We start from the raw sequence: 26362 nt of genomic DNA, 5'->3' as shown, positions 1-26362 counted from the left end.
GCGGGGCCCGGACCGCGACCGGGCTCAGCGGTCGGCGGGGTTCAGTGACCGCTTGGGCTCAGCGCTTCGGCTGGGCTCAGCGCTTCAGGGCCGCGAGCGTCTCGTCCAGGCTCGGCGTGCCGGGGCGGGGCCGGTTGTACGGGAGCTTGGAGAGCATCGAGCCCATCGCGCAGGTGTTGGTCAGCGCGGAGAAGGCCAGCCCGCCGCCGACGGCGGCGGAGACCCAGAGGGCACCCGGCAGGGCGAGGTCGACCAGCACGCCGGCCAGCACCAGCGAGCCGGCCACCAGGCGGACCTGGCGGTCCAGCGCCCACACCCGGCGGGCGCCGGCCACCTGGTCCAGCGGCCGCCCGGCGCTCGCCCAGGCGTTGGTGCCGCCGGTCAGGGTGAGGGTCGGGATGCCGGCGTCGGCCAGCACGCGGCAGGCGTTGTCGGCGCGCGGCCCGGCGGCGCAGACCACGGCGATCTCGCCCTGCCCGGCGGCCTCGCGCAGCGCGGGCAGGGCGCGGTCGAGCTGGTCGAGCGGGACGTTCAGGGCGCCGGGGATGTGGCCGGCGGCGTACTCGCCGGGGGAGCGGACGTCGATGAGGGTGAGCAGGCCGAGGCGGGGCTGGAGCTGCTCGACGGTCAGCGGCGTGGTCATGGGGGTGGGGGTCCTCTCGGGTGGGGGTGTCGGTGGTGGTGCGGGGAGGAGGTGGGGGGAGGTTCGGGGGCAGCTCGCTGTGGTGATCAGCCCACCGTCGTGATCAGCTCACCGTGGTGATGAGCATCAGCGCGGCGACGGCCAGCAGGGCGACGGCGAAGGCCTTCTGGAGGGTGCGCCCGCTGAGCTTGTCGGCCAGCCGCTTGCCGTCCCAGGCGCCGAGGATCGCCGCCCCGGTGAAGGGGGCGGCCACGGCCCAGTCGATCGCCCCGGCCGAGCCGAGGCGGGGGATCAGGGCGGCGAGCGAGTTGGCGGTGATGACCAGCAGGCTGGTGCCGACGGCCTCGGCCATGGTGAAGGCGAGCACCGAGACCAGGGCCGGTACGGCGAGGAAGCCGCCGCCGACGCCGAGCAGTCCGGTGACGGCGCCGAGCCCGGCGCCTGCCGCCGTGGAGCGGCCGACTCCGGAGGCGGAACGTTCCTGCGCAGCCTTCGCGGGCGGCCTCAGCATCCGCCAGGCCGCGAGCGCCGCCAGCACCGAGAAGGCACCGGTCAGCAGCGCGCCCGGCAGATGGGCGGACAGCGCCCCGGCGGCCATGGCGGCGGGCAGTCCGGCGGCGGCGAACAGCGCGCCGGTCCGCCAGCGGACCCGGCCCGCCCGGGCGTGGGCGAGCAGCCCGGTCAGCGAGGTCGCGGCGACGATCACCAGGCTGGCGGTGGTGGCCAGCGCCGGGCTGAAGCCCAGCAGGTAGACCAGGGCGGGGACGGCGAGCATGCTGCCGCCGCCGCCCAGCCCGCCCAGGGCCAGCCCGACCACCGCACCGGCGGCGAGCGCCAGGATCAGCGTGGTCATATCACGTGCCCGGCGCCGCCGTCGGACGTGGTGACCGGCAGCCCGGCCAGCGCCCAGGCGCCCATGCCGCCGACCACGTTCAGCGCCTCGACGCCGCGCCGCGCGAGCAGTTCCGCCGCGCGCCCGGATCGGTTGCCGGAGCGGCAGATCGCCAGCACGGTCCGCCCGGCCGCCCCGGTCGGCAGCGGGACACCGGCGGCCAGCCCGATCAGCGGCTGGTGCAGCGCGCCGGGGGCGTGTCCGGCGGCGAACTCGGCGGCCTCCCGGACGTCCAGCAGCACGGCGGCGCCGGTGCGGGCGAGCTCGTGGGCCTCGGCGGGGGTGGCCCGCCCGGGGGTGCCCGGTCCGTGGGCGTCGGGCCGGCGGGCATAGGGCCCGTGGGCGTGCGGCAGCAAGGGCATGAGGTGTCTCCAGTGGTGCAGACCGGACCGCAGTGGTCCGTTGGGTCGGGGGCGGCGCGGGCGTCCGTACGGGCCCGGTGGCCCGGTGCGGGTGGTGTGCCGGGTGCGTGGCATGACCGGTGCGTCCTCGGCCCCGCCGGTGCCTGGCCCGTACCTGGCTCGTACCTGGCTCGGAGGCGGTGGCCGGCCCCTCGGTGCCTCACCATAGTACCCCCGGGGGTATTATCGAAATCGCTCGGCGATACCCCGTCCCGTATCGGCTCGGGCAGCCGTATGCTCGCAAATATACCGAGGGGGGTATCAGAACGGCGCTACGGCGCCCGACACCGTCCAGGCCTACGAGCCGCCCACCCCCGCACCGCCCGGCCCCGAGCCGCCCAGTCCTATGCCGCCCAGGAAGGCCCCCCGTGTACTTCGCCCAGTTATCACGAGTCTGACGTTTCCGCCCAGCTCAGGGGCATGATCGACCATCCGGGGTCAGCAAAAGGTCAGCAGGATTCCCGGAGGTACCAGCAGATGGCGACCACAGGCCTCACCCGCGGCATGGGCAGCTTCTTCAAGGAGTGCGAGCATCCGGAGTCCCGCTGGAGCAAGTGCCCGCACGAGTACAAGATCAGGTACCGCAACGCGGCCGGGCGGCAGACGGAGGAGTCTGGCTTCGTCAACCAGGAGAAGGCGAAGGCCCGCCTTGCCGAGGTCTACCACGCGCGGAAGAACTCCCCGCAGAGCCAGCGCAAGGCGGAGCGCATCAAGAAGTACGGCGGGATGCACTTCTCGGCCTACACCGCTGAGTGGCTGAAGGGTCAGCGTCACCAGAGCCCGACCTCGCTGCGGAACATCGACTCCATCCTGAAGAACCACCTTCTCCCGGCATTCGGCAGTCGCCGCATGGGCACGTTCGACCACAAGGTCGTGGAAGCGTTCGTCGAGACCATGGAGCGGAACGGTGTCGGCCTGGCCGCCCAGACCAATGCCTTCGTCAGGCTGAAGACCATCCTGCTGGACGCGCACAGGCTGGGCCTCTACGAGGACAGCCCGATGAACGGTGTCCAGCCTCCCCAGTACGACCCGGAGCGGGTGGTGATCCCCTCCCTCGCTCAACTACAGGAGATTCGAAGCACCGGTGACGACGCCTTCCGCCTGGTCGCGGAACTCATGAGCGGCTGCGGCTTGCGCAACGGCGAGGCATTCGCCGTCAACATCAACAACATCGTCGCCGATGACGTCTACCGCGTCACCGAGCAGGTCAACCAGGCGACCAAGACCTACGCGCGCCTGAAGCACCGCAAGGTCGGCGAGTACCGCGACGTGCCGCTGCCGACACGCACCAAGCAGGCCATCGAGCGGTACGCGGACACGTACGGGACCGTGGACGGCTACCTTCTGCGCAATCCCAAGGACATCGGTCTGGCCATGCCGCACCACGTCATCCACAACCAGTGGCAGAGGATCAGGGCCTCCGGGCAGGCCGACATCCCCGAGGGCATGGTCCTCTACGGCCTGCGCCACTTCTTCGCGTCGAACTGCCTCAGCAACAACATCCCGATCACCGACGTCGCGGAGTGGATGGGCCACCGCAACATCGAGATCACCTTCAAGATCTACCGCCACCTCATGCCCGGCTCCATCAGCCGCGCGGCGCAGGTCCTGGACCTCGGTCTGGCCGCGTGAACGAGTGCGGGTCTGCCCGTCATGGGCAGGCCCGCACTTGCACCGCCGGCTCAGGCGCCGGACAACCGCTGCTGCCTCACCCAGGCATGCACCTCCGACACCTTGAACTGCAGCTTCGCGTTCCGCCCACCACCGAATCGGTAGGGAACGAGTCCCACCCGAGGAGCGTCCCGGTATACCCACGCTACGGACATGTTCAGGTACTCGGCAGTCTGCTTGACGCTCATGAAGTGCTCGGGCACGGGCTCCTCCTGGGTGATCGGTCGAACTCGCGGAGCCTGAACTATCCATGGAGAAAAGCAGTTTGGCCGCGCCGTCGCCGCGTGATAGCGCCCGAAGGAGGGCCGCTTCCAGTGGCCTGGGGCAGTGGCGTCGGAGTTCACGCGGCAGATCGCGAGCGCCTCGATTGCGTCGATAAAATACCCCCGGGGGTACACTCGACATAGAGCCAGCCTGTCAGACCCGACGAGGAGAAATCCCGTGATCTTCAGCCAGTACTACCTCGACTGCCTCTCCCAGGCCTCGTACCTGATCGCCGACGAGCGCACCGGCCAGGCCGTGATCGTCGACCCCCGCCGGGATGTCGACGAGTACCTCGCCGACGCCACGGCACGCGGCCTGACCGTCGTCGGCGTCATCAACACCCACTTCCACGCCGACTTCCTCGCCGGCCACCTCGAACTGGCCGACCGTACCGGCGCCTGGATCGGGTACGGGCACCGGGCCGAGACCGAGTACCCAATCCGCAAGCTCGCCGACGGCGAGCGGATCGAACTCGGCGACGTCACCCTGCAGATCCTGGAGACCCCCGGGCACACGCCCGAGTCGATCAGCATCCTGGTCTTCGAGCAGCCCGACGACACCGTCCCGTACGGCGTGCTCACCGGCGACGCGCTGTTCATCGGCGACGTCGGCCGCCCCGACCTGCTCGCCTCGGTCGGCGTCACGGCCGAGGAGCTCGGCGCGATGCTCTACGACAGCGTGCACCGCAAGCTGATGGGCCTGCCCGACGAGACCCTCGTCTTCCCCGCCCACGGGGCCGGCTCGGCCTGCGGCAAGAACCTCTCCACCGACCGCCAGTCCACCATCGGCGCGCAGCGACTGACCAACTACGCCTGCCAGCCGATGGACCAGGACACCTTCGTCCGCATCGTCACCGCCGGCCAGTCCGCCGCCCCCGCCTACTTCGGCCACGACGCCGCCCTCAACCGGCAGGACCGCCCGCTGCTCGACCGCACGAACGCCACCCGCCCCCTGTGCCCCGAGGGCTTCAGGGAGGCCCGTACCGCGGGTGCCGTCGTCCTTGACGCCCGCAGCCCCCAGGACTTCGGCGCGGGACACCTGCGCGGCGCCGTCAGCGTCCCCGTCGACGGCCGCTTCGCCGAACAGGCCGGCACCGTCCTCACCCCCGACAGCACCATCGCGATCATCGCCCCGCAGGACCGCGAGGACGAGGTCGTCACCCGCCTCGCCCGCATCGGCTTCGACCACATCGCCGGCTACCTGCGCAACCCCGACAACGCCCTGCCCGCCCTCGCCGACGACCTCACCCCCGCCAGCCGCCTCACCGCCGACCAACTCCGCACCACCCTCACCGCCGAACAGCCCCCCACCGTCCTGGACGTCCGCACCTGCGGCGAACGCGAAACGGGATCCATCGAAGGATCCCTCCACATCCCCCTGACCGAACTCCCCGCCCGCCTCGACGAGATCCCCACCGACCACCCCCTGGTCGTGCACTGCGCCAGCGGCCACCGCTCCTCCATCGCCGCCAGCCTCCTGCGCCACCACGGCCACCCCGACGTCTCCGACCTCCTCGGCGGCTACACCGCCTGGCACATCCTCACCCACCCCGCCCGGGCCTGACCCCAGCCGTCCCGCTTCACCTTTGTCCGGGCCACGGAAGCGGGACGTGGCCGTGGTGGGGCTCGGAAAGGTGAGTGTCGGTCACTGCTGCGGCAGCGCGAGCAGTCGGGCGTGCAGGCGTTGTACATCCCGGCTGCTGGCGATGTTCCGGTACTGGTCCTTGCTGGCGGAGTACCAGCTGGCGGCAGCCTCGGGCAGCCCGCGACGTTCGGGGTTCCTGATGCGTCGAGGGGGGAGGCGGCTACAGGCGGACGGGCAGCGCGAGGCGTTCGATGCGGGCAGCGAGGTTGGGGTCGCTTTCGGTGCGGCCGAGCCGGCATATGGTGGTGGTGCGTACCGAGGTGGCCTTGACGCCGCGCATGCTCATGCACAGGTGCTCGCCGGTGGTGAAGACGGCGACGTCGTCGGTGGCGGCGGCCTTGGCGAGATCGTGGGCGACGTCGCGGGTGATGCGTTCCTGGAGCTGGAGGGCGTGGGTGTGGGCCTCCAGGTGCCGCACCAGTTTGGACAGGCCGAGGACGGCGGTGGCCGGCACGTAGGCGATGGAGACGTCGAGGCGGAAGGGGAGCAGATGGTGCTCGCAGACGCTCCACGCCTCGATGCCGGTCAGCAGGACGAAGTCGCCGAACCGGCCCTCCTGGGCGAAGCTGGTGTCGAGCCTGCCGGGATCGTGGTCGAGGAACTCGCCCCACCAGTCGGCGAACCGGCGGGGCGTGTCCTTGAGACCGTCACGGTCGGGGTCTTCGCCGAGGGCGAGCAGCAACTCGCGGGTCAGCTCTTCGACGCGCGGGCGGTCGACCGGGCGGCGGCGCTGGGCTTGCACGGGTATGGACGTCATGGTCATCCCTTGGGGTGAGTTGACGGTAGGTGGGCCGCGAAGTGCGGCGTGTCAGAGGTGGGCGGCGCTCGGCAGACAGCCGAGGATCGGTACAGCGGTGAACGCCTCGGCGTACCGGGTTCCGATGCGGGCGCCCCAGAGCCGGCCGAGGTTCTCGGCCATGGGCCCGAAGTGCTGCTCGATCGGCTGGCTCACGTGCTCGCGCAGCGCGGCCATCTTGGTGTCGAAGGTCGCGGTGGTGTCCACGATGACGTCGGCGCGCACCGGGCCGTCGAGAGTGAGCGAGTTGTAGGTGTCGCAGGTGTAGAAGCGGCTCGGCCGGCCGGTGGCGATCCGAGGCTCGGGCACGGCCGCGAGCACGGCGGCGGCGACGGCCCGGTGCTCAGGGTGAACGTCGTTGAGCGGGTGGGTGATGACGACGTCCGGCTCTGCCTCCAGCAGCACTTGCTGCATGGTGGCGTGGTCGAGCCGGGGCACTTGGCGTAGTTCGGCCCCGAGGACGGCGGCGCCCTTGCGGGCCTCGGCGTCGCGGAGTTCGTCGCGGTACGGGACGACGATGGTGACGGCGGCGCACCGGGAGTGGAGGGCGAGGGTGGCGCCGGCCCACAGTTCGGCGTCGTCGGGGTGTGCGAAGGCGGCCAGGACCGAGCCGGGCACGGCATCGCTCACCACAGCCCCAGCTTCTCGACGACATCGGCGGGCTTCGGCAGCTGGGGGCTGGCCTCGCCGCGGAGGGCGACGGGCACGTCCAGGTCGCGGCGCACCGTGATCATCGCCTCCCAGCGCAGCACGTCGGCCCAGGCGGTGGTGATCGCCGCGCCCTTGGCGCCGGTCAGCCGGCCGGAGCTGGACAGGTCATGCAGCCGCATGCCGTCGCGCAGCAGGGTGGCGGCGACCTTCGGCCCGACGCCGCGGACGCCGGGGATGTTGTCGGACTTGTCGCCTGTCAGGGCGCGGAAGGCCGGCCACTGGGCGGGAGTGACGCCGTAGCGGGCGAGGACCTCTTCGGTCGTGATGATTCGCTGGGAGGACTTCCGGGAGCGGTTGAGGACCCGAACGCGGTCGTCTAGGACCTGGTAGAAGTCCATGTCCCGCGACATCACCAGGACCGGCCGGGAGGCGGCGGCCCGGGTGGCGAGGGTGGCGATCACGTCGTCGGCTTCGGCGTTCTCGATCTCGACCCACCGGATCCCGTACGCGTCCAGGCCGTCCTTCACCGGGGCGAGGAACTGCAGCGGCTTGAGCGCCTCCGGTGTCGCCTCCCGGTTCGCCTTGTACTCCTGGTCGGCGGCGACGCGCTCGGCCGTGCCGTGCTCGCCGTCGAAGACGACCAGGACCTCGGGCTGTGCGACGTCGAGGTCGTCGCGGACCGTGGCGCGCAGCAGGGCGAAGAAGGCGAACAGGCCGGTCAGTTCGCGGGTCTTGTCGCGGGAGAAGATCGGGGCAGGGAAGCCGAAGGTGCCGGCCCACAGAAGGTTGAATCCGTCGACGAGCAGCAACGGAGCAGGGGTTGCTGGGGTTTCGGGCATCACGACACCGCCTCCAGGAAGAAGTCAGCGATTCGGCGCGGCTCGAACTGGGCCGCCTGCCGATACACGGTCTGTGTAGTCGCGGCGTACAGTATGTCATCTTCCAGCAGGGTTTGGGCCGCCTTGTGGAGAGCGGTCGGGCCGTCGTCGTGGTCGACGAGGAGGTGGTCGCCGTCGCCGGTCGGGCTGATCAGGGCGGGCAGGTTGCCGACCCGGTAGGCGACGACCGGGGTGCCGACGCTCATCGCCTCCAGCGCGACCAGGCCGAAGGTCTCCTGGTGGCTGGGCACGATCACCACCGCCGCGCCGGAGAGCCAGGGAAGCACCTCGTCCCAGGCCAGCGCCCCGCGCAGACGGACGTTCGGGGTCCGGGCGGCTGCTTTCCTGCAGGCGTCGAGGAGTTCGGACTGGGATCCCGTACTGTCCTCGAACCCCGCTTCGGCGAGGGCTACTTCGAGGGGCCGGTCCCAGTCGGAGGCGGCCTCCAGCAGGTCGAGTGCGCCCTTCTCCGGCCCGAGCCGTGCGAGGACGCGTACCGGGCCGCTGCGGCGCAGCTGCTCGCGGAGCTCCGGCGCTGGTGGTGCCACGATGGGGTTGGGCATGAGTGCGTTGGGGACGACGCGGAGGTTGCGCGGGCCCCAGCCGGCCAGCTCGTCGCGCATGACGGCGGAGGGCACGAGGACGCGGGTGGCGCGGGCGAGTGCGGGCCCGGCGTCGAGGGTGTGCGGCTTGACGTGGGCGGCGAGGGCCCGGCGAACGTGGCCGGGGATGTCGCCGCGCAGGCGGCCGAGGCCCCACAGCGCGTCGGTGAACAGGACGGTGTCGATGCGGTGTTCGGTGATCAGGTCCCGGATCTGGCGGGTCAGCCTGGTGTCCTGGTAGGTGACGGCGCGGCGCAGCACGTCGTCGTCGCACGGGAACTGCACGTCGTCGAGGCGCAATCGGGCGATGGTGACGCCGGGAAGGCCGGGGCCTTCGGGCTGGGGTGCGGCGGTGGCGATGACGGGCCGGTGGCCATTCCGGGCGAGGCCGAGGGCCAGCGCGGCCGTCGCGCGTTCGATGCCGGCCGGGGCGTCAGGGGTCCAGGAGACGAGGACCAGCAGGACGCCGCGGGAGGAGGGCTGGGTGATCACCGGGCGCTCACCCACTTCAGGGCGGATACGGGTTGGGTCTGGCCGCTGTGCGGTGTCTCCCAGGGGAAGACGACCCAGTCGTCGACGGTCCAGGCCCACCGGTCGGGGATCTGCGTGCACCCGCGGTTGCGGAAGAGTGCCGCCGTCATGATCTCGGCGGAGTAGTCGAGCCGGTCGTTCAGCGCATTGCTGACGGCGGTGAACGTCGCTCCGGTGCCGGCGATGTCGTCCACGAGGAGCACTGTCCCGGACAGGCGTCCGGGCAGGGAGTTGGCGAGCTGGACCTCGACGTCGCCCGTGGCCTGCTGGAACGGGGCGTCGCTCTTGTTGTGCCTGGCAGCGACGGTGTGGAAGGGCACTTTGAGGTAGTCGGCCATGAGGCGGGCCGGTTTGATCCCGCCGGAGGCGATGCCGATCACGCAGGTCACGTCCGGGTCGATCCCGACGACGGACTCGGCGATCAGGCGGGCCGCGTCGAAGCACTGGTAGTGCGTCGGCGCGAACGGGACGCGCTGGGCGAAGACCCGCCTGCCGGTGCGCGAGGAACTGGTCACGAGGAACCCCCGGACGTGGGCAAGCGCAGGTCGGCCGGGCCGGTGACGGGGACGAACGCGGAGATGCCGGTGGCACCCCGGGTGTTGCGCCAGGCGTAGCCGTCGGCGCGCAGGACGGTGAAGCCGCCCGCACTGGTGCGGGTGCGCAGCCGGACCCGGACGCCGTCGGGGACGGCGAGCGGGCTGACGATCTCCCGGGCCTGCTCGTCGGTGAGCATCTGCTCGGCGGCGAGTGCGGTGCCTTCGCCGATGGGGAGCATCTGGAGGAAGGTCACCCCGCCGGCACCGAGTTGGGCGGCGCGGTCCAGTAGTTCCTGGGCCTCGTGCTGGTTGGACCGCATGAGGACCATCTGGAGCTGCACGAACAGGCCTTCGTCGACGGCGGCGCGGATGCCCGCGACGGCGCGCCGGTAGCTGTCCTGGCCGCGCCAGCGGTCGTGGGTGGCCTCGGTGGCGCCGTCGAGGGAGACCCGGATCGCGTCGAGGGAGTCGGCGAGTCCCTCGGCACGGCGGGCGAGGTGCCACCCGTTGGTGGTGCAGCTGACCACGTTGGTGCCCTGGTGGCGAATGGCGCGGGCGAGCTCGGGCAGGTCGCGCAGCAGCAGCGGCTCGCCGCCGGAGATGTCCACGCCCAGCACCCCCGAGGCGGCGATGTGGCCGGCGAGGACGCGCCGCTCGGCCGCGGTGGACTCGCGCACGCTCTTGTCGTCGAGGCACTGCGGGCAGGCGAGGTTGCAGCGCACGATCGGGGACCAGCACATGCTCAGCGGGAAGTCGAGCGGCAGGACGGAGGGGTCGGCCTCGGGCCAGGCGGCCACCTGCCGGTCGTCCAAGGAGACGCAGCCGGCGGGCAACGGCCGGGGTGGCAGGTGGTTGGTGCCGACCGCGGGGTCGTGTACGACGGTGGTGCCGCCGAACGTGGCGGCGGCGAAGGCGCGGATCATCGGGTGATCACCTCGGCGTCGGTCAGGTGCTTGTCAGCGGCGGTGACGAAGGCGTCGCCGCGGTCGACGGGGGCGGGGAGGGACAGCAGGTGGCGGTAGTGGGCGAGCGTCGCGGGCCAGGAGGCGAGCTTGGCCTGCCACTGGGCGGCGGCGTCCGGCGGATCGAGGTGGAAGCCCACGGCCTGACGCAGCGGGACCACGAGGCAGCCGGCGGCGATCAGGGCCGCGCCGAGGTGGGTGTCCTCCATGCCCCAGCCCAGCGCCCCGAACTCCTCGTCGAAGCCGCCGACGCCGACCAACTGCTCGCGCGGAACGGCCAGCAGCGCGGTGACGACCATCCGCGGCAGATCCCAGTCGTAGTAGGACCGGCCGTACCCGAGGGTCTGGAAGTCGTTGGTGGCATCCAGCGGGCGCCCATCCAGCGCGTCGGTGAGCGTGAGGCCGGAGTACGGCAGGACCTTGCCCACCGGGGGTTTCCAGGTGACGCGGTGGTCGGCACCGAGGAGCGGGGGTGCCTTGGGCAGCAACGGCTCACCGCAGGGCGACGCACGATAGGCGACGTTGTGCCGGAACCCGGTCAGCACGGTGTCGGCCGCGGCGCGCACGGCGACATCGGCGAACACGTGCGGCGGCAGCACCATGTCCGCGTCGACGAACAGGACGGTCGGTGCCTGGGTGAGGCGGACACCGGCGTTGCGCGCCGCCGCCGAGCCGCGTCGCTCGGCCAGGCGCACCGCGGTGGTGACCACCGGGTGCCGGCGGGCGATCTCGAACGTCGCGTCCGTGGAGGCATCGTCCACGAGGATCACCTCCACGTCGGCCGCGTGCTGCTGCGCGCCGAGCGCGTTCAGCACCGTCGGCAGGGCGTAGGCGGTGTTGCGGGCCGGGATCACTACCGACATCGTCCGGCCGGCGGCGGCCTGCGCAGGGGTGGGCTGGTGCCAGTTCAGACCGGTGCGCTCGGTGAACCCGGTGGTGAAGTACCGGTGGGCGTTGGCCTGGGTCTTGAGCGCGTCCGTGAGGCTGATGTTCATCACGGCCACCTCCATTCGTCGAGCACGGCGGCGGCCTGGGGCCAGCCGCGGGGGTCGGAGATCCAGTGCAGGACCGGGCGCTCCGGCAGGGCCAGGAGGTCGGCGAGCAGGACCAGGTAGTCGGGTTCGAGGACCAGCAGCACCCGTTGGGGGATGCCGTGGGCGGCGAAGTCGCGCCGCAGCTGCCCGTTCACGATCATGCGCAGCCCCTTGACCCGGTCGGAGTCGAGGCGCTGGTCGTACGAGGCGATCAGGTCGTCCGCACGCACCAGGCCGAAGGCCGCGGACAGGAAGCGGATCCGGCTGCGCGCGTGCGGGTGATCGGCGAAGCGGCTGTGCAACTGCGGCGCGATGCCTCCGGCGTACCGCTCCAGGGCGGGCAGGAGGCCGACGTCCGGCGCCTTGCGGCGCGAACAGCCCGCGATCACCAGGTCGCCGATCACGCCGCCCTCACCACCCGGAAGCCGATGCCCGGCGAGCTGAGCTCGGCCGGAGCGGCGTTCAGGAACGTGCACCGGGCGTACAGCGGCAGGGAGTTGTAGGAACCGCCGCGGATCACAAAGCCGCCGCCGATCGTCTTCGAAGCAGTCCACTCCCAGCAGTTGCCCGCCATGTCCCACAGCCCGGTCGGGGTCCGGCCCCCGGGGTGGGAGTTGACCGGGGTGAGCCGTCCGCAGAGGTCGCGCAGGTTCGCTCGTCCCTCGGCCGGCTCCTCGACTCCCCACGGGTACCGTCGGCGCTCGGGCCCGGAGGCCGCCCACTCCCACTCCTTCGACAGCGGCAGCCGGCCGCCCAGGTCTGCCGCGATCCGGGCCGCCTGCGCGTGGGCCACCCCGACCAGCGGCCGGTGGTCCGGAGCGAGGCCGAGCTGGGCCGGGGTGACCGGGGTCGCCGTCCACTCCAGGTCGACCACCTTCACCGGCTTCTTCCGGTCGCCGAACAGGCAGACACCGCCCGGCACCGGCACCCAGGCGAGCCTGTGGTCGATGAGGTTCGTCGTCATCGCTGCCCCTTCATCCGGCGATCAGGAACAGGTCTTCGGCGTTCACGCCGGCCCAGACCTTGGACTTGGCGAGGTTGGGCCGCAGCCCACAGCGCGCCAGCGCGCCGGTGAGGGCTTCGAGGGCCTCTCCGGCCTGCTCGGCGCCGCCGCAGAAGACGCAGTAGTTGTCGGCGAACCGCACCGTGCGCAGCCCCGCGAGCCTCGCGTCCGCCCGCGACAGCCGCAGGTTGATCAGCAGCGGCGCGAGCGCCGTGCCCGGGACGAGCGGCCACGGCAACGGCTCCAGCACCCGCTCGAACAGGCGCAGGAACGAGCCGTCCGCCACGTGCTCGGCCAGCCAGTCGGTGACCTCGGCCGCGCACGACCCCTCCGACACCCGCCGCACGTCCACGTCCGCCACCCACCGGAAGCCCTCCCGTAGGTGCCGGTCGGAGTCGCGCAGAGCGGTGACCCGGTTCCGCCCGGCCCGGTAGCCCGAGACCCAGTCGGCGAACGCCCGCTGCTCCAACACCGGCTCGATTGCGGACCGCATCGCCCGCTGGACGATCCGGTCCGCCACCGTCGGGATCACCGAGGGCATCGCCTTGCCGGTGTAGGTGGTGATCGCCACCTCGCGCAGCGGACCGGGCCGCCAGGAACCCGTCCGAAGTTCCTCGGCCAGGGCTTCCAACCGGCCGTCCATGCCCTGCCGGAACTGCGCCCAGCTCATCCCGTCGGCGCCCGGCGACCCCGCGCGGCGCATGCAGGCCCGTGCGGCGGCCTTCAGGTGTCGGGGTTCGATGAGGAAGGACATCAGCGAATGTGCGCGCGCGGGACGGGAGTTGGCTATAGTAGGTCGTGCCTGGACGGCATGCAGGATCCCGCTCCCCACTGCACCGCATACTTGGCCGCTACCCAACACGCGCGGCCTCGGGGAGCCGGAACGACCGCGCCGTCCAGGTGCTTCGCTGCTCTCACCGGCCACGTTCGGCCTCCCAGAGCAGCGTGTGCAGCCGCGGCGTCAGGTTCCAGCCCCGCCCCAGAACCTCGTCCGCCAGCTCCCGCATCGTGCGCAGGACCACCGCGCTGTTCGCCCCCTCCGGCATGACCCACACGTCGGGAAGCGAGAACTCCTCCACCAAGGAGGCGACTTCGTCGAGCTGGCCGGCCTCGTGCACGACGAACTTGAACCGGGCCTTCCCGCAGGCGGCCAATGCCTCCAGCGCCTCCGGGACGATCCGCCGGTCTCCAGGCGCGGCGAAGGCCTCCAGCTTCGGCGACACGTTGAACGCCGCGACCGACTCGACCAGCTCCGGCCGCGGGACGATGGTGCCGTTCGTCTCCACCTCCACCCGGCGGCCCGACAGCAACTGCATCAGGTCGATGAGCTGGGGCTGCTGGAGCAGCGGCTCACCTCCGGTGACCACCACCAGCCGGGGCGAGCGGGCCATCACCCACGCCGCCAGATCCTCGACGCCGTGCCGCGTGGACACCTCCCGCGGGTCGAACCGGGACCAGTCCCACGTCTCCGGGGTGTCGCACCCCGGACAGTGGAGGTTGCACCGCGACAACCGGACGAACAGCGACTGCTGCCCGACGCTCGGACCCTCGCCCTGGAATGTCGGCCCGAAGCACTCCGCCACCAGCAGACCCCTGCCGCCGACGACCTCACCCCCGGACACGCTCACCGCTCCTCCAGCACGAACTCGGCCCAGCTGCTCGCCGTTTCCGACACCCGCACCGACACCAGCCGGCCCGGCAGCGAGGGTTCCACGTGCTCCACGAACCAGCCGGCCAGCCAGGCGGCGAGGTTCTCCGATGTCGGGGCGACCGACAGGACGTCGTTCAGCACCCGGTGGTCGAGTGTGCTGTCGATCAGCTTCTTCACCGGGGCGAGCTCGCCGAAGTCGGTGACGAACCCGGGCGGCACCAGCCGGTCGGCGGTGAGAACGAACTCCACCGCGTAGGAGTGGCCGTGCATACGCGCGCACTGGTGTCCCTCCGGCAGATCGGGCAGGGAGTGGGCTGCCTCGAATCGGAAGGTCTTCCCGATCCGGTGCCGACCGGTCGCGGCGATCCCGTTCATCGGTCCGCCCCGGTGGGCGCGACGGCGTACTGGGTCGGGTCCTCGACCTCGGCGAGCACGAACGCCTCGATCCGCTCGATGCACGTTCCGCACGTCCCGCAGTGCAGCTCGCCGCCGCGGTAGCACGACCAGGTGTCCGCGAACGGCACACCGATCTGGTCGGCGACCCTCACGATGTCCGCCTTCGTCTGGTCGATGAACGGCGCCAGCAGCCGGAAGCCCTCGGCGATGAACCCCTCGTTGCCGACCCGAGCCACCTCGCCGAACACGTCGAAGAACTCGGTGCGGCAGTCCGGGTAGACGGTGTGGTCGCCGGCGTGGGCACCGAACGCCACCGCGTCCGCCCCCGCGGTGACTGCCGCACCCACCGCGACCGAGAGCATGATCGCGTTCCGGTTCGGCACCACGGTGCTGCGCATGCTCTCGGCGGTGTAGTGGCCGTCGGGCACCTCGACGCACGGGTCCGTCAGCGCCGATCCCGACAGCAGGCGGCCGAGGCCGCTCAGGTCCACCACCTCGTGGCGGGCGTGCAGACGGTCGGCTGCCTGCCGGGCGAAGCCGAGCTCTTTCCGGTGGCGCTGCCCGTAGTCGAAGGAGAGCAGCGTGAGCCGGCTTCCGCTGTCGGCGAGCCAGTACGCGACGGTGGTGCTGTCCAGCCCACCGGAGGCGATCACCACCGTGTGCTGCGGGGGAGCGTGTTCAGTCATCTCCATACGTCTTCCTCGTAGTCCTCCGCTGCCGGAGGTCGGAGTGAGTCCGGCTGTTGCACGCCCGTGATGGGCCAGCCGATGGGCCGGCGATGCACGGACGGGCCGTAGCCGGTTTGGACGCGAGGACCTCGCCCCTGACGATCCAGGGCGGAGCCGTTGTCAGATGGTGGGCAGAGCAGGCGCGCGACTGCGAAAGCGAAGCAGCCCGCCCACCACGTGAATTCCGCGGTGATGTCCCGAAGCCGCTTGGCTAGGTCTCTCCGACGTCGGGCGCGGAGCGGGTGGGGGCCTGCCCATGCGCGACGCCTTGGTGCTCCACCTCGTGGTCGACGAGCATCCCCACGAGGGCGATCACGAGGACGTTGCCCAACAGCCACAGCGTCCACATGAACGTCTCCACAGGGTCGCCGGGCTCTGCGCCCCGTGCCCTGGTGGCCGGACCGGGCGGACGCCGAGGCGATTTCGTGGTCGGCGCATCCGTGGCGAGGTGCGAGACGGGCCCGCCCTTGAGGTCGGGAACGAGCCTGACGTCGGAGACGTCGACGGACGGATCCGCCGGGGCCCGTCGCGGTGCGGCCGGCTGGGGAGCGGGCACGGGACCGGTCGGGGGAGAGAGGATCGTGGTCATCGGCTTCCTTGTCTGGAGAGCTGCTGAGCCGGGTGGTGGTGGTGCCCCGGGCACAGCCGGAATGCGCGAGACGCCGAGGTGCGTCCGGCTGCGGCAGTGCGGAGGGTCAGCCCCGATCCAAGGTGGGAAATCCTTGGGGCTCATACGGAAGCACCTGCCAAGCCCAGTGCAACAGTGCAGACTTGTGGCAACGTGTAGCAGTGATGTTGAAAAGGTGCCGATGACCTGGGCAGTTGGCGGACCGGGAACTCTTGGGGGAATGCGATGACACGATGGGGACGGCTCGCCGTGCAGCGCAGGGCGGCCGGCTACACCCAGGAGCAGTTGGCGAGACTGATGGACGTCGACCGCACAACAGTCCATCGCTGGGAGAAGGGCACGGCGACGCCGCAACCGTGGCAGATGCCGAAGCTCGCGAGACTGCTGAAGGTCTCCGCGACCCAGTTGCGCTCCCTGCTCCCCGGAAGCTCGGATACTGTCGACGAGCCGGCAGTCACCCCGAGGGAGGACGACGGTCGAACGGAAGTGGTCCACCGGCACAGTCAGGGTGAGCAGACGACGGCGCCCGTCGCGTCTCCTTTGGCACAGGCGGACGGTCTGGTCGCCGACTGGCTGTCCGTCAGCTCCCTGATCGAGGGAACTGCAACGTCGCTGCCGGTGACCGAAGCCGATATCGGTGCCGCCGAGGGAATGCTCGATCTGTTCCGTCAGCTCGACCACACGCACGGGGCTCGGCAGTACCAGCGACAGGTCAGCTCCTACATCGACAACGAACTCGAAGCGCTTCTTCGCCGCCAGGCCGCAGACGAATCGGTCGCTCGCCGGCGTGCAAGGCTCACGGCCGGATTCTGCGAGCTCGCCGGATACCAGGCGGTCGACACCGGAAGCCCCGACCAGGCCCAGGCGTACTACCGGCGCGCGCTCACCCTGACGGCTGTGACCAATGACCAGGCGTACAGCGCCTACCTCGTGGCGGTGAACCTCGGGCACCTCGCGCTGCACTGCGGCGAGCCGGAGACCGCCCTGCGTTGGGCGGCCTCGGCCCAGGCAGCGGCCGGGACTGCCGCGAGCCCGGCAACCCGGGCTGCCATCACCGCGGTCGTGGCTCGCGCGAACGCCAGGATGCGCAGGGAGACCGAGGCGACCAAGCTGATCATCCAGGCCGAGAAGCTGCTCGACACTGCTGACCACCAGGACGAGCCCACCTGGATCCGCTACTTCAACCACGCCTACCTCGCGGACGAGGTCGCCCACTGTCTCCACGACCTCGGTCGCGCCCCGGCCGCGAGGAGCCAACTCGCCGAGGCCCTCAGCGGTGTCGGCGAGGACCGGGTCCGCCGGCGAGCGATCGATGCCGCCCTGCTCGCCGCCACCTGGCTGCGTACCGGGCACCTCGACCGGGCGTGCGCGGCCGGCCGGGACGCCGTCGCCTATGCCGCCAGGACAGGGTCAGGCCGGTGCATCGAGCGGGTGGCCGGCGTCCTGGCCGACCTGCGGGCCCACGACGACTACGCCCCGGCCCGGGAGCTTCGCGAGTTCGCCCGGGTCGTGCTGCCCGAAGCCGACGGCATGGCCGTCACGCTCTCGGGCGGCTCATGAGGCGGCGGTAGAAGTCGAGTTCGGCGCGGAGGGCCTGTTCCCGGGCGGCGGGCGCTGACAGGTAGTGGTCGCCGCCGTCCAGCATCAGGCTGTCGTGGCCACCGCCGAGGGCGGCCAGGTCCTGGGCGAACTGCATGGCCTCCTTGGCGGACGTGATCGTGTCAGCGGTTCCGTGGATCACTAGCACGGGACAACGGATCCGTTCCGGCGTCACTGCTCCGGCAGGCCCCCGCAGCACGGCCGAGTGGGGACGCTGGAACTCCGGGACGGACAGCTCCCACCGTGCGGGGTCGATGATTGCCGAGGTGGCCGTCGCGCCGGCGAACGGCCCGGGACGACTCGCTGCCTGGAGCGCCGTGTACCCGCCGGCGCTCGCGCCGCTGATGAACATCGCCTCGGGCAGTGCCGCGCCGGTCGAGCGCAGGTGCTCGGCCACCGCGGCACAGTCCTCGACGTCGTACTCGCCCCAGTGGCCGTGCAACGCCTGCCGGAACGCACGACCCCGGCCGGTGCTGCCCCGGTAGAGGACGTCGGCGACGGCGAATCCGTGACTGACGAAGAACTGGGTCGTCCAGTCCAGCCGCAGGGGCACATCGTCCGTCGGGCCGGGGTGTGCTCGCACCAGAAGCGGCACGGGTGCTGCCGTCTCTGCCGGTCGGTGGAGCAGGAAGCTCACACGGCCGTCGCCACCCCGGGCGGTGTCCATCGACGGCGGGACGGGCGACCAGGGCGGGGCGGGCACGCACCCAGTGCTTATCGGGACAGCCGGGGCGTCGGCTTGTGCCGTGAGGTCGAGCGACCACAAGCCCGGGGCGGACGACGGGGTGGAGCCGATCACGGCGAGCCGGCCGTCGTCGACCGCGATGTACGGCTTCACCGAGGTGAGGTTCGGGCCGAGCCGGCGCCGACTGCCTGTGGGATCGACAGCGACGAGTTCGGTGGAGAACCCGTTCAGTATGGTCAGCACGACGGTGCCGTCGGGGGCGAATCCGTACGACTGGTAGCCCGCCTCCCAGGGTGCCGGCGCACAGTCCGCATCGGTGGGCAGGACCGCCGTCACCGTGTCGTCGCGAAGCCGGTAGAGGTTCCACCAACCCGTTCGGTCGGACATGAAGTACAGCAGTCCGTCGGGCCCCCAAGACGGCTGGACCACGGACTCCGAGGAGCCGCCTGCGACGACCCGACCCGCTCCGGGGCGGCCGGATCGGATGTCGGCCAGCAGGAGGCGGCAGCTGTCCCAAGGCATCTGGTCCCGGCCCCACTCCAGGTACGCCAGGGCGTCCCCTGCAAGGCGGGGACAGGAGAGGAATTTGGAGGAGCGAACCAGGATCTGAACGTCTCCGGCCGGAGTCACCGCGACGATCTCGTCCGCAGCGCCGTCACCACGGACCGCGAACACGCTGCCCTCGGGGCCCGGAGTGAGGTCGCCGTAGTGCTCGGAGCCACGGACGGGAACGATCCTGTCCGGCGCGCGGCCGAGTGGTTGGCGGAAGAGGGAACCGCGGTCCCCGATGAACCACACCGCGCCCTCCACCACGGCGAAGCTGCCGCCGCCGTAGGCGTGGAGCTCGCCCCCGACGGAGAAGTCGGACGGCGTCACCGCGGAGGCATTGCCGGATCGCTCCAAACACATCACGCGCCGGACCCCGCCGTGATCGGGGTCGGACTGCAACCACCACAGCGATCCTGCCACGGCCTGGAGTTCGTCGTACGCGACGACCTTCCGCGCGACCCACGCGGGTGACAGCCCTGTGTCCTGAGACCTCATGGGAGGGATCCTGCCGAATCACGCCGGTAAGTGCCACCGCCATAAAGTGACCGGTACACGACGTTGGGACGCCCGGTCCGAGTTCGGAGAGAGGCTGGGAGGGTTCCGGAATCCTCAGCGCTGCCACCCGGTTCCGTTCACGGGTGGCAGCGCTGGGCAGGCTCGGCGGCTGTGGGCTACATGGCAGCCGCGATCGGGCTCGTGGTCAGCTCGCTGATGCTCTCGGCCGCCTCGCGGGTGTGGTAGATCAACGGGCGCAGGTCGGTGGGCATATCGGCGGAGCGCCGAAGCAGGAGGACAGAGCCCATGATGGAGTCGTGCCACAGGACCGGGGCGGAGACGGAGTCCCAGCCGGGCATGCACTCCTGACGGCCGACTCCGAAGCCGAGGTGGCGGATCTCGTCGAGGGATGCGTTGAGGGCGTCGTTGTCGCGGATCACGCCGGGGCCGGCGGTCGGCGGGACCTCCTCGGCGAGCACCAGGTCCTGGATGGTCTGGGGCAGGTAAGCGAGGATGACTCGTCCGGAGGCGCCGGTGCGCAGAGAGCGGGAGACGGAGACGACGTCCTCGGCGGACATGCCGACTTCGGCGGGATCGATGTCGCCGATGACGTAGTCGGTGCACAGGCGCTTCGCGCCGCCGAAGGGGGAGAGGACGTAGAGCAGGGCGAGGCCGCTGGTGGCGGCGTGGAGGCGTTCGAGGATGGTGTGGGTGGACGCGGCGCTGGGGGAGTGGGCCATGGCCTGGACACCGGCGCGGGCGGTGCCGGTCCCGAGGCGGTAGCGGCCGCGGCCGATCTGTTCGAAGACGCCGCCGGTGACACCGGTCTTGAGGATCCGGTGGGTGGTGGCGTCGTCCAGCCCGGCGGTGGCGGCGATGGCGCGCAACGAGTGCACCTCGCCGGAGAGCTGGGTGAAGGCCCGCTGGACGGCGAAAGCGCGGGCCGCGAGTGAGGACGGCGGCTTGCTTGGTGCCTCGTCCTGGTGCTGCTCGGGCACTGCGTCGGGCGCGGGCGTGGTAGTGCTCGTCATGTTCGGCTTCCGGGGGATCGTCGCGTCGTCCGGCGACGGCGCGAGGGGGACGTTCCGCGGTAACCCGCCTGGGGCAGGCGTACGGGAGGGCAGCCGGTCAGCGGTCGATGTCAAGGACGATCTTGCCGGTGGTGAGGCGGGCGGCGAGGTCGTGGTGGGCCTGACGGGCCTGGCCGAGCTTGTACACCGGGCCGTTGAGCGGCTTGAGCCAGCCTTCGGTGACCGCCGTGAACAGCGCGGACATCGAGTCGTTGATGTGGGTGCGGGAAGCGTAGAGGTTCGGCAGCCAGAAGCCGCTGACCGCCTTTGACCCGGCGAGCAGGCTGGTGATGGGGACGAGGCCGTTCGCACCGGTCACCGAGCCGAAGACCGCGAGGCGTCCGCGGGGGGTGAGGGCGGCGAGGGTGGCGTGGACGACGTCGCCGCCGGTCATCTCCATCGCGGCGGTGACGTGGCCGCCGGCGGCGTCGAGGATCCGCTCGGTGAGGTGCTCGGCGGTGGAGGAGTCGACGACGGCATCCGCCCCCAACTCTGCGGCGATCCGGCGCTTCTCCTCGCTGGAGGCCATGGCGACGACCTTGGCTCCGGCGTGCTTGGCGAGCTGGACGGCGAGCGAACCGACCCCACCCGCTGCGGCCGGAACGAGGACGGTGTCCCCGGTGGTGACTCGCAGGTCGGTGAAGAGCAGGTGCCAGGCGGTGTTGCCCTGGAGTGTGAGGGCGACGGCGTCGTGGTCGGCGATGCCGTCCGGAACCTCGAAGGCGAGCTTCCGGTGAACAACCGCGGTCTCGGCGTAGCCGCCGCCACGGCTGAGCGCGATGTAGCGGCGCCCGTCCTCGGCGATGCCGAGCACCTCGTTGCCCGGGACGAACGGGGCGGGCATGGGCGCGGGGTACGAGCCTTCGCGCAGGTGGACGTCGGCGTAGTTGACGCCGGCCAGCCGAGTACGGAGTCGAATGTGGCCGGGACGGCTCTCCGGTTCGGGCAGTTCGGTCGGCTCCAGGACCTCCGGGCCACCGAACTCCCGGACGGCTATTGCGCGCATCTTTATCAGCCCCAAGTATTGCATGTTGGATTGTCGGCGAGTTCCCGCTGGCGGGTCGCTCGGACAGCGAATATACCCGCCACGGAACGCCGGATTCTGTTTGCGCATATAGGGGCCAAGTCCATTGCTGGGATGGAGATTCTTGGCGAGTGGTATTCGTCACGTGACGCTGAGTATCGATGCCGGGGTGCTTGCTCACTGTGAGGATTCGGGGGAATTTTGCTACGCGCGACTGACTGCTCTGCTTGCGGAGCGTTACCTCACGCTTTGCGGGAAGATCATTTCTCAGTCTCCGAAAAAGCCTCCGTTCTTCCCGCGTAGATACCCTTGATTTGTTGACCTGTATCCGGGTCGCTACTTAATGTCTCCCTGTCGCCGCAATCGCGGGCCGCCTGCTTGATGGGGAATTAGGTAATGGAGCTTCAGCTTCGTCCGGCTGTGATTCGGGGCCGGGCCGACCGGTGCTTCCGGGCCTCGCAGCCAAGGGCAGAGTCACCGCGAGTGAGATCGGGCGCCCATTCATTCCCTGCGTACGGTGACCCCGGCTGTCGAAGGCCTGGGGACGGCGACCGGCTTCGGGCACTGACCGTCACGGGCGGAGGCCACCTGCCTGCGGGCTCTGCCGGAGCCTCGACCGCGTACGGAAGAACGGGATGGATCTGTCGGCCGCGTTGCCCCTATGGTGCTGCTCCCGCCGCACGGTCAGCCGGCGGCCAGGGGAGGACGGGCGGCTGAGCGCCGGCCCGGTGGGCCCCACATGAGACCGGCGTCCCGGAGCTACCAACTCCTGGACGCCGGACCCGACGCCCCGGAGGGTGTCGATTCACTACCCACGCGCGCAGCGGGACTTCTTCGCACGAGGACCGCCGCGCGTGCTCCTACGAAGCAGGGAGTATTGCATGCCCGCCGCACCCAGCGGAACCCTGGCCTGCCCGAACACGGACGCACGTCCACGCCTCGCCGCCAAGCTCGCGGACATGATCCCGGGCGCTGCCGCGGTCACCGTCGGCTTCACTGACCCGGTGACCCAGTGGCCCCACGCCTACGCCCGTGCCACCGACGCCGCCGGGCGCCCGATCCGGCTGAGCCCCGTCGCCAGAAGGGTCGTCGCGTGGTGGATCGTCCGGGCCCATCCGGACGCCGACTGGACGCGCCCGTACATCCTCGACCTCGCTGACGGGCAGCTCGCCGTCTGCGCGGACATCTCGGTCCGGGGGCGCTGACGTGGCACGAATACGGTCCGTCAAGCCGGAGACCTGGGTCTCCGAAACGCTGGCCGAGGTCTCCATCCCGGCGATGGTCACCTTCCTCGGTATGACCAACCACGCCGACGACCACGGCCGCCACCGTGACAGTGCGGCGATCGTCTACGGCCTCATCTGGCCGATGCGCGACGAGATCAACCGCTCAGAGGTCGAGGACCACCTCCGGCAACTCGCCTCGGTCGGTGCGATTTGCCGCTACACCGGCTGCGACGGCCGCAAGTACTTCCACTACCCGACCTGGCGCAAGCACCAGAAGATCGACAAGCCGAGTCTGTCCCGGCTGCCCGCGTGCCCGCACTGCGAACCGGAGCGGTGCGGCGTCTGCAAGGGCCCGTGCATCCAGCAGGCCGCCCTCGTCAGCACCCCGGGAACCGCAGTCGAGGGAACTGCGAGCACTCCCCGAGGGTTCGCCGAAACCTCGGCGAACCCTCCCGCAGCCCTCCAGCGGCTGAACGAGCCCCTCCCGGCGCCCGCCACGCAGACGGCTCCCGCCGCCGCGGAAGCAGCGGACCCGGCAGTCGACACCAACGGCGAGCCGGTTCCAGCCCTCCAGAAAACCGCAGGTCAGACGGCATTCGGCGAAACCTCCCCGAAGGTTCGCCGAAGCCTCCCGGAGCCCTCGGCGCCTGGATCTAGGATCTTGGATCCTGGATCTTCTTTCCCTACGGGGCGCCAGGCGCCCGACGCGGACACGGTCTCGGGCGGCCAGCTGATCGGCGAGTACGTCGCCGCCTGTGCGGAGCGTCCGCCGGGCAGCGTGATCGGCCACCTCGGCAAGGTCGTCAAGACCCTGCTGGACGAGGGCATCGCCGCCGACCACGTCCGCGCCGGGCTGCGGCGCTTCGCCGAGATCCAGGGCCACCCCTCCCGGCTACCGAGCCTGGTCAACGACGCCATGAACGCACGAGGCGCCGGTTTGGCGCGGCCGGGAATCCGGCCTAACGTGCCCGCTCACCAGGCGTGGACCAACCCGGTCGACGCCGTCGCCGCCTACGCCGAGGAGCTGTGATGCGCACCCGCCGCGACCCGCAGACTCTCGCCGCCGCCCCCTCGGTGCTCGACCGGATGGCCCGGATCCTCGCGGCCCGGGGCATCGACCAGCACGCGGTCGCCGCCCTCCCGGACGAGCCGGAGCCGTACTCGCCGGAGGAGGCCTTGTCCGCAGGGCTGCCGCCGCGCTACCGCGACGCGGTTGCCACCAACCCGCAGGTCCTGGCCTGGGTGCGGCAGGTCGCTGCCCAGGCCGCCGCCCCCAGCCTCGGTGCCCGCCGCCAGGTCACCACCGGCCCCAGCCTGCTGATGGCCGGAGTCGTCGGCGCGGGCAAGACCCACGAGGCGTACGGCGCCGTACGCCGCTTGGTCGAGGCCGGCATCGGTGTGCGCTGGCGCGCCACCACCGCCGCTGACCTCTACGCCGAACTCCGCCCCAGCACCGGAACCGACTCCGAGCGGACGCTCGCGGCCTACAGCCGGGTGCCGCTGCTGATCCTCGACGACCTGGGTGCCGCCAAGAGCTCGGAGTTCGTCGAGGAGCAGACCTACCGGCTGATCAACCGCCGCTACAACCACATGCTTCCAACCCTGATCACCAGCAACCTGCCGATCAAGGACCTCCGCACCTGTCTCGGTGACCGCGTCACCTCCCGGCTCGCCCAGATGACCACCCGGGTCGCCTTCGAGTCGGTCGACCACAGACGCCTCCAGCGCGCCGCCTGAGCCGCCGCCGCGTCCGGCAGCCCGACGGGCTAGCCACCCGACCTTCACCGACCCAGCGCACATCTTCGCCGACGCCGACCCCGCGCGCGGAGAGCGATCGGAGCAACCCCGCATGACCACCACGACCCGCCCTGCCCGCCACCGTGCCCTCGGCGACCACACCTGGCAGGACCAGGCTGTCTGCACCCCGACCGAGTACAACGCCGTCGACCCGGAGACTTTCTTCCCCGGGCCGGAGGACGCCGACAAGATCGCCACCGCCAAGGCCCTGTGCGCCCAGTGCCCGGTCGTCCGGGCCTGCCTGGACGCCGCCCTCGAAACCGGCGACACCCACGGAATCCGGGGCGGCCTCACCGAGGAGGAACGCGAACCCCTGCACGCCAAGATCAACGACCGCCTCGACTACAGTCGCGTCAACGCGACCCTCGTCGGACGCGACATCCACCTCACCAAGGCGGAGCGTCGCGCCGTCGTCCTCGCCGGATACCGCCAGGACGTCCCCGTCGAACGCCTCGCCTGGCTCCTCAAGATCAGCCCGGAGCACGCCCTCAAGCTCTACCGCGAAACCCGCCGCGCGATCCGCCACCGACAGATCGCCGAAAAGGCCTCCCGCACCGCCTCGGCCGACTGCGGCGCCGCCAGCACCGAGCAGCTGGTCCGCGACGCCTTCGGGACGGCCGCATGACCACCACCACCGCGACCAGCCCCACCGCCGTCCACGTCACCAGCTGGGACCGAGCCGTCGTCATCGCCCTCGGCGCCGCCGGCTGCGCGCTCTCCTACGACGCGCTGCAGCAGATGGCCATCGCCATCCACGTGAGGGGCCTCCTCACCTACCTCTTCCCGATCATCGTCGACGGCTTCATCGCCTACGGGGTGCGCGCCCTACTCGTCCTGCGCGCCGCACCGCTGAGGGCCCGCGCCTACGTGTGGACGCTCTTCGGCGCGGCCACCGGGACGAGCCTGTGGGCCAATGCCCTGCATGCCGTCCGGCTGAACGAGCAGAAGGCCACCTCGGGCCTTCGGCTGGGCGACACGGTGGTCGCGGTGCTGTCCACCATCGCCCCGCTCGCCCTGGCCGGAGCCGTCCACCTCTACATTCTCATCGCCCGCGGACCGGTCGGCCTCGCTGACCGGGAGGGTCACGGCGACCGGCCGGCCGAGGCCGACGCCGGTCAGGTCACCCCTGACCCCGGACAGGTCACCACCGAGGAGGTCGCACTGACCGAGCGGCTGGCGGTGCTGACCGCCGGTCAGGACGGTGCCGGTCGCCCCGCCCCCGGTCAGCCGGTCAGCCGCCCGGTCACCGCCCCGACGCCGAAGCCGCAGCCGACCCCGGTGAGCGCGGTCAGCCTGACCAAGCGCTCTGACCTGGGCGGTCACCCGGACACCGTCCGGGCGGTCACTGACCGACCGCAGGTCAAGCCGCCGGTCACCGCCTCTCCGGTCACCGACCGGGACGGTGACCGCCGCCCTGACCTGGACACCGAGGACCTGCTGAAGATCGCCCGGCAGGCGGTCAGGGAGGAGGACAAGCTGACCCGCCGGGTGGTCGCCGAGGCGATCCGGGGTCAGCAGATACCGCTGTCCAGCGCGACCCTGACCCACCTGATGGCCCAGCTGCGCGAACAGCACGGTCAGCCGGTCACCGCCGACCGGAACTGACCGACAGCCAACCGCCGGGGTGGCCGAGCAGGTCACCCCGGGCGGTCACCCACCCGCGCCACCGTCGAACGGGAGTACCCCACCATGCGCACCACCCCCGCGACCTGGGCCGAGGCGGACGCCTGGCTTGCCGTCCTCACCCGGCGCGGCCACCTCCACCGCGTCGAAACCGGCCCGGACGGCGCCCGCAGCGTCCAGCGTGGCCGGCACTCCCGCCCCTGGACCCTCCACCACCCCGTCCTCGCCCTCGACTTCATCGAGGAACTCCTCCTCGACATCCGCCAGCACGACACCGAGGCCAGCCGATGACCACCTACGCCCAGGACAGCACCACCCCTGGACCTGAGCGTGACCGCAACAGGGCTCCTGGCGGAGCAAGTTGTGGGGTAAGGAGTCCTTAC

General features: G+C 71.2%; 30 protein-coding genes. 9 read left to right on the top strand and 21 right to left on the bottom strand.

From position 1 onward, the window contains the following. Window positions 1-76: 76 nt before the first annotated feature. The 3 genes from ACFVXH_RS29160 to ACFVXH_RS29150 form a co-directional block, all read right to left on the bottom strand. On the bottom strand, window positions 77-643 hold the full coding sequence (locus ACFVXH_RS29160; protein WP_387828700.1) for a rhodanese-like domain-containing protein: 567 nt from the start codon (window positions 641-643) through the stop codon (window positions 77-79). A 103-nt stretch (window positions 644-746) separates the two neighbouring features. After that, window positions 747-1496, bottom strand: a complete 750-nt coding sequence (locus ACFVXH_RS29155; RefSeq protein ID WP_387828698.1) for a sulfite exporter TauE/SafE family protein — start codon at window positions 1494-1496, stop codon at window positions 747-749. Next, a complete protein-coding gene (locus ACFVXH_RS29150) occupies window positions 1493-1897 on the bottom strand; it encodes a rhodanese-like domain-containing protein (protein ID WP_387828696.1) in 405 nt (134 codons plus the stop codon). The genes ACFVXH_RS29155 and ACFVXH_RS29150 overlap by 4 nt, the downstream gene beginning before the upstream one ends. Window positions 1898-2413: 516 nt before the next feature. On the opposite strand from ACFVXH_RS29150, the gene ACFVXH_RS29145 reads away from it, so the two are divergent. Then, window positions 2414-3568 (top strand): tyrosine-type recombinase/integrase, encoded by a 1155-nt coding sequence (locus tag ACFVXH_RS29145; RefSeq protein ID WP_387828694.1) that lies wholly within the window; start codon window positions 2414-2416, stop codon window positions 3566-3568. Between the two features lie 50 nt (window positions 3569-3618). Here the strand turns inward: ACFVXH_RS29145 and ACFVXH_RS29140 are convergent, their stop codons facing one another. Continuing rightward, window positions 3619-3810, bottom strand: coding sequence for an AlpA family transcriptional regulator (locus ACFVXH_RS29140; RefSeq protein ID WP_074003094.1), 192 nt, complete (start codon window positions 3808-3810; stop codon window positions 3619-3621). Window positions 3811-4048: 238 nt separating this feature from the next. Here ACFVXH_RS29140 and ACFVXH_RS29135 point away from each other — a divergent pair, with 238 nt between their 5' ends. After that, complete coding sequence (locus ACFVXH_RS29135; protein WP_387828692.1) at window positions 4049-5434, top strand: rhodanese-like domain-containing protein; 1386 nt, start codon at window positions 4049-4051, stop codon at window positions 5432-5434. 241 nt (window positions 5435-5675) lie between these two features. Here the strand turns inward: ACFVXH_RS29135 and folE are convergent, their stop codons facing one another. The 14 genes from folE to ACFVXH_RS29065 all read right to left on the bottom strand — a co-directional run bounded on the left by folE (window position 5676) and on the right by ACFVXH_RS29065 (window position 15872). Next, a complete protein-coding gene (gene folE / locus ACFVXH_RS29130; protein WP_074003092.1) occupies window positions 5676-6272 on the bottom strand; it encodes a GTP cyclohydrolase I in 597 nt (198 codons plus the stop codon). A 51-nt stretch (window positions 6273-6323) separates the two neighbouring features. Beyond that, complete coding sequence (locus ACFVXH_RS29125; RefSeq protein ID WP_387828690.1) at window positions 6324-6941, bottom strand: PIG-L deacetylase family protein; 618 nt, start codon at window positions 6939-6941, stop codon at window positions 6324-6326. Beyond that, entirely contained in the window at window positions 6938-7801 is an 864-nt protein-coding gene (locus ACFVXH_RS29120; RefSeq protein WP_387828688.1) for a 5'-3' exonuclease H3TH domain-containing protein, read from the bottom strand. The genes ACFVXH_RS29125 and ACFVXH_RS29120 overlap by 4 nt, the downstream gene beginning before the upstream one ends. After that, the gene (locus tag ACFVXH_RS29115; protein ID WP_387828687.1) at window positions 7801-8949 is read right to left on the bottom strand and encodes a glycosyltransferase family 4 protein; all 1149 of its coding nucleotides are present in this window, start codon (window positions 8947-8949) and stop codon (window positions 7801-7803) included. Before ACFVXH_RS29115 ends, ACFVXH_RS29120 begins: the two co-directional genes overlap by 1 nt. Then, window positions 8931-9488: a phosphoribosyltransferase gene (locus tag ACFVXH_RS29110; protein ID WP_387828685.1), complete on the bottom strand. Its 558-nt coding sequence runs from the start codon at window positions 9486-9488 to the stop codon at window positions 8931-8933. The genes ACFVXH_RS29115 and ACFVXH_RS29110 overlap by 19 nt, the downstream gene beginning before the upstream one ends. Then, window positions 9485-10432, bottom strand: coding sequence for a radical SAM protein (locus ACFVXH_RS29105; RefSeq protein WP_387828683.1), 948 nt, complete (start codon window positions 10430-10432; stop codon window positions 9485-9487). Before ACFVXH_RS29105 ends, ACFVXH_RS29110 begins: the two co-directional genes overlap by 4 nt. Next, window positions 10429-11466: a glycosyltransferase family 2 protein gene (locus ACFVXH_RS29100; RefSeq protein ID WP_387828681.1), complete on the bottom strand. Its 1038-nt coding sequence runs from the start codon at window positions 11464-11466 to the stop codon at window positions 10429-10431. The genes ACFVXH_RS29105 and ACFVXH_RS29100 overlap by 4 nt, the downstream gene beginning before the upstream one ends. Continuing rightward, window positions 11466-11909, bottom strand: coding sequence for a hypothetical protein (locus tag ACFVXH_RS29095; protein ID WP_387828679.1), 444 nt, complete (start codon window positions 11907-11909; stop codon window positions 11466-11468). Before ACFVXH_RS29095 ends, ACFVXH_RS29100 begins: the two co-directional genes overlap by 1 nt. Continuing rightward, a complete protein-coding gene (locus tag ACFVXH_RS29090; RefSeq protein WP_387828677.1) occupies window positions 11906-12469 on the bottom strand; it encodes a formylglycine-generating enzyme family protein in 564 nt (187 codons plus the stop codon). Before ACFVXH_RS29090 ends, ACFVXH_RS29095 begins: the two co-directional genes overlap by 4 nt. A gap of 10 nt (window positions 12470-12479) precedes the next feature. Continuing rightward, window positions 12480-13262: an RNA-directed DNA polymerase gene (locus ACFVXH_RS29085; protein WP_387828675.1), complete on the bottom strand. Its 783-nt coding sequence runs from the start codon at window positions 13260-13262 to the stop codon at window positions 12480-12482. Between the two features lie 160 nt (window positions 13263-13422). Further along, complete coding sequence (locus tag ACFVXH_RS29080) at window positions 13423-14130, bottom strand: 7-carboxy-7-deazaguanine synthase QueE (RefSeq protein WP_387828673.1); 708 nt, start codon at window positions 14128-14130, stop codon at window positions 13423-13425. 2 nt (window positions 14131-14132) lie between these two features. Further along, on the bottom strand, window positions 14133-14534 hold the full coding sequence (locus ACFVXH_RS29075; protein ID WP_387828671.1) for a 6-pyruvoyl tetrahydropterin synthase family protein: 402 nt from the start codon (window positions 14532-14534) through the stop codon (window positions 14133-14135). Continuing rightward, window positions 14531-15247, bottom strand: coding sequence for a 7-cyano-7-deazaguanine synthase QueC (gene queC, locus ACFVXH_RS29070; RefSeq protein ID WP_387828669.1), 717 nt, complete (start codon window positions 15245-15247; stop codon window positions 14531-14533). Before queC ends, ACFVXH_RS29075 begins: the two co-directional genes overlap by 4 nt. A gap of 247 nt (window positions 15248-15494) precedes the next feature. Next, complete coding sequence (locus ACFVXH_RS29065; protein WP_074003085.1) at window positions 15495-15872, bottom strand: hypothetical protein; 378 nt, start codon at window positions 15870-15872, stop codon at window positions 15495-15497. 288 nt (window positions 15873-16160) lie between these two features. Between ACFVXH_RS29065 and ACFVXH_RS29060 the strand changes: the two genes are divergently transcribed. Further along, window positions 16161-17471: a helix-turn-helix transcriptional regulator gene (locus ACFVXH_RS29060; RefSeq protein WP_387828667.1), complete on the top strand. Its 1311-nt coding sequence runs from the start codon at window positions 16161-16163 to the stop codon at window positions 17469-17471. On the opposite strand, the gene ACFVXH_RS29055 is transcribed toward ACFVXH_RS29060, so the two are convergent. The 3 genes from ACFVXH_RS29055 to ACFVXH_RS29045 form a co-directional block, all read right to left on the bottom strand. Further along, complete coding sequence (locus ACFVXH_RS29055) at window positions 17449-19239, bottom strand: prolyl oligopeptidase family serine peptidase (protein WP_387828665.1); 1791 nt, start codon at window positions 19237-19239, stop codon at window positions 17449-17451. The genes ACFVXH_RS29060 and ACFVXH_RS29055 overlap by 23 nt on opposite strands. Before the next feature lie 176 nt (window positions 19240-19415). Then, on the bottom strand, window positions 19416-20270 hold the full coding sequence (locus ACFVXH_RS29050; RefSeq protein WP_387828663.1) for an IclR family transcriptional regulator C-terminal domain-containing protein: 855 nt from the start codon (window positions 20268-20270) through the stop codon (window positions 19416-19418). Window positions 20271-20367: 97 nt separating this feature from the next. Then, on the bottom strand, window positions 20368-21315 hold the full coding sequence (locus ACFVXH_RS29045; protein WP_387828661.1) for a zinc-binding alcohol dehydrogenase family protein: 948 nt from the start codon (window positions 21313-21315) through the stop codon (window positions 20368-20370). Window positions 21316-22214: 899 nt separating this feature from the next. Here ACFVXH_RS29045 and ACFVXH_RS29040 point away from each other — a divergent pair. The 6 genes from ACFVXH_RS29040 to ACFVXH_RS29015 all read left to right on the top strand — a co-directional run bounded on the left by ACFVXH_RS29040 (window position 22215) and on the right by ACFVXH_RS29015 (window position 26270). After that, window positions 22215-22538, top strand: a complete 324-nt coding sequence (locus tag ACFVXH_RS29040) for a transcriptional regulator (RefSeq protein WP_387828659.1) — start codon at window positions 22215-22217, stop codon at window positions 22536-22538. 1 nt (window position 22539) lies between these two features. After that, window positions 22540-23589 (top strand): hypothetical protein, encoded by a 1050-nt coding sequence (locus ACFVXH_RS29035; RefSeq protein WP_387828657.1) that lies wholly within the window; start codon window positions 22540-22542, stop codon window positions 23587-23589. Then, window positions 23589-24296, top strand: coding sequence for an ATP-binding protein (locus ACFVXH_RS29030; RefSeq protein ID WP_387828655.1), 708 nt, complete (start codon window positions 23589-23591; stop codon window positions 24294-24296). The genes ACFVXH_RS29035 and ACFVXH_RS29030 overlap by 1 nt, the downstream gene beginning before the upstream one ends. A 112-nt stretch (window positions 24297-24408) precedes the next feature. Continuing rightward, complete coding sequence (locus ACFVXH_RS29025) at window positions 24409-24981, top strand: WhiB family transcriptional regulator (RefSeq protein WP_387828653.1); 573 nt, start codon at window positions 24409-24411, stop codon at window positions 24979-24981. Continuing rightward, complete coding sequence (locus ACFVXH_RS29020; protein ID WP_387828651.1) at window positions 24978-25961, top strand: DUF2637 domain-containing protein; 984 nt, start codon at window positions 24978-24980, stop codon at window positions 25959-25961. Before ACFVXH_RS29025 ends, ACFVXH_RS29020 begins: the two co-directional genes overlap by 4 nt. A gap of 84 nt (window positions 25962-26045) precedes the next feature. Further along, the gene (locus ACFVXH_RS29015; protein ID WP_387828649.1) at window positions 26046-26270 is read left to right on the top strand and encodes a hypothetical protein; all 225 of its coding nucleotides are present in this window, start codon (window positions 26046-26048) and stop codon (window positions 26268-26270) included. The last annotated feature ends 92 nt before the right edge of the window (window positions 26271-26362 follow it).

Source organism: Kitasatospora sp. NPDC058184, from assembly GCF_042883725.1.
Lineage (GTDB): Bacteria > Actinomycetota > Actinomycetes > Streptomycetales > Streptomycetaceae > Kitasatospora.
The sequence above is the reverse complement of the archived record's forward strand: the minus strand, read 5'-3'. Positions and strand labels throughout refer to the sequence as shown.

Excerpts from the sequence above, each read along its gene's own strand:
- ACFVXH_RS29160 (WP_387828700.1), bottom strand. The coding sequence starts at position 643 with ATGACCACGCCGCTGACCGTCGAGCAGCTCCAGCCCCGCCTCGGCCTG.
- ACFVXH_RS29155 (WP_387828698.1), bottom strand. The coding sequence starts at position 1,496 with ATGACCACGCTGATCCTGGCGCTCGCCGCCGGTGCGGTGGTCGGGCTG.
- ACFVXH_RS29150 (WP_387828696.1), bottom strand. The coding sequence starts at position 1,897 with ATGCCCTTGCTGCCGCACGCCCACGGGCCCTATGCCCGCCGGCCCGAC.
- ACFVXH_RS29145 (WP_387828694.1), top strand. The coding sequence starts at position 2,414 with ATGGCGACCACAGGCCTCACCCGCGGCATGGGCAGCTTCTTCAAGGAG.
- folE (WP_074003092.1), bottom strand. The coding sequence starts at position 6,272 with ATGACGTCCATACCCGTGCAAGCCCAGCGCCGCCGCCCGGTCGACCGC.
- ACFVXH_RS29120 (WP_387828688.1), bottom strand. The coding sequence starts at position 7,801 with ATGCCCGAAACCCCAGCAACCCCTGCTCCGTTGCTGCTCGTCGACGGA.
- ACFVXH_RS29105 (WP_387828683.1), bottom strand. The coding sequence starts at position 10,432 with ATGATCCGCGCCTTCGCCGCCGCCACGTTCGGCGGCACCACCGTCGTA.
- ACFVXH_RS29100 (WP_387828681.1), bottom strand. The coding sequence starts at position 11,466 with ATGAACATCAGCCTCACGGACGCGCTCAAGACCCAGGCCAACGCCCAC.
- ACFVXH_RS29090 (WP_387828677.1), bottom strand. The coding sequence starts at position 12,469 with ATGACGACGAACCTCATCGACCACAGGCTCGCCTGGGTGCCGGTGCCG.
- ACFVXH_RS29085 (WP_387828675.1), bottom strand. The coding sequence starts at position 13,262 with ATGTCCTTCCTCATCGAACCCCGACACCTGAAGGCCGCCGCACGGGCC.
- ACFVXH_RS29075 (WP_387828671.1), bottom strand. The coding sequence starts at position 14,534 with ATGAACGGGATCGCCGCGACCGGTCGGCACCGGATCGGGAAGACCTTC.
- queC (WP_387828669.1), bottom strand. The coding sequence starts at position 15,247 with ATGGAGATGACTGAACACGCTCCCCCGCAGCACACGGTGGTGATCGCC.
- ACFVXH_RS29065 (WP_074003085.1), bottom strand. The coding sequence starts at position 15,872 with ATGACCACGATCCTCTCTCCCCCGACCGGTCCCGTGCCCGCTCCCCAG.
- ACFVXH_RS29055 (WP_387828665.1), bottom strand. The coding sequence starts at position 19,239 with ATGAGGTCTCAGGACACAGGGCTGTCACCCGCGTGGGTCGCGCGGAAG.
- ACFVXH_RS29050 (WP_387828663.1), bottom strand. The coding sequence starts at position 20,270 with ATGACGAGCACTACCACGCCCGCGCCCGACGCAGTGCCCGAGCAGCAC.
- ACFVXH_RS29045 (WP_387828661.1), bottom strand. The coding sequence starts at position 21,315 with ATGCGCGCAATAGCCGTCCGGGAGTTCGGTGGCCCGGAGGTCCTGGAG.
- ACFVXH_RS29040 (WP_387828659.1), top strand. The coding sequence starts at position 22,215 with ATGCCCGCCGCACCCAGCGGAACCCTGGCCTGCCCGAACACGGACGCA.
- ACFVXH_RS29030 (WP_387828655.1), top strand. The coding sequence starts at position 23,589 with ATGCGCACCCGCCGCGACCCGCAGACTCTCGCCGCCGCCCCCTCGGTG.
- ACFVXH_RS29025 (WP_387828653.1), top strand. The coding sequence starts at position 24,409 with ATGACCACCACGACCCGCCCTGCCCGCCACCGTGCCCTCGGCGACCAC.
- ACFVXH_RS29020 (WP_387828651.1), top strand. The coding sequence starts at position 24,978 with ATGACCACCACCACCGCGACCAGCCCCACCGCCGTCCACGTCACCAGC.
- ACFVXH_RS29015 (WP_387828649.1), top strand. The coding sequence starts at position 26,046 with ATGCGCACCACCCCCGCGACCTGGGCCGAGGCGGACGCCTGGCTTGCC.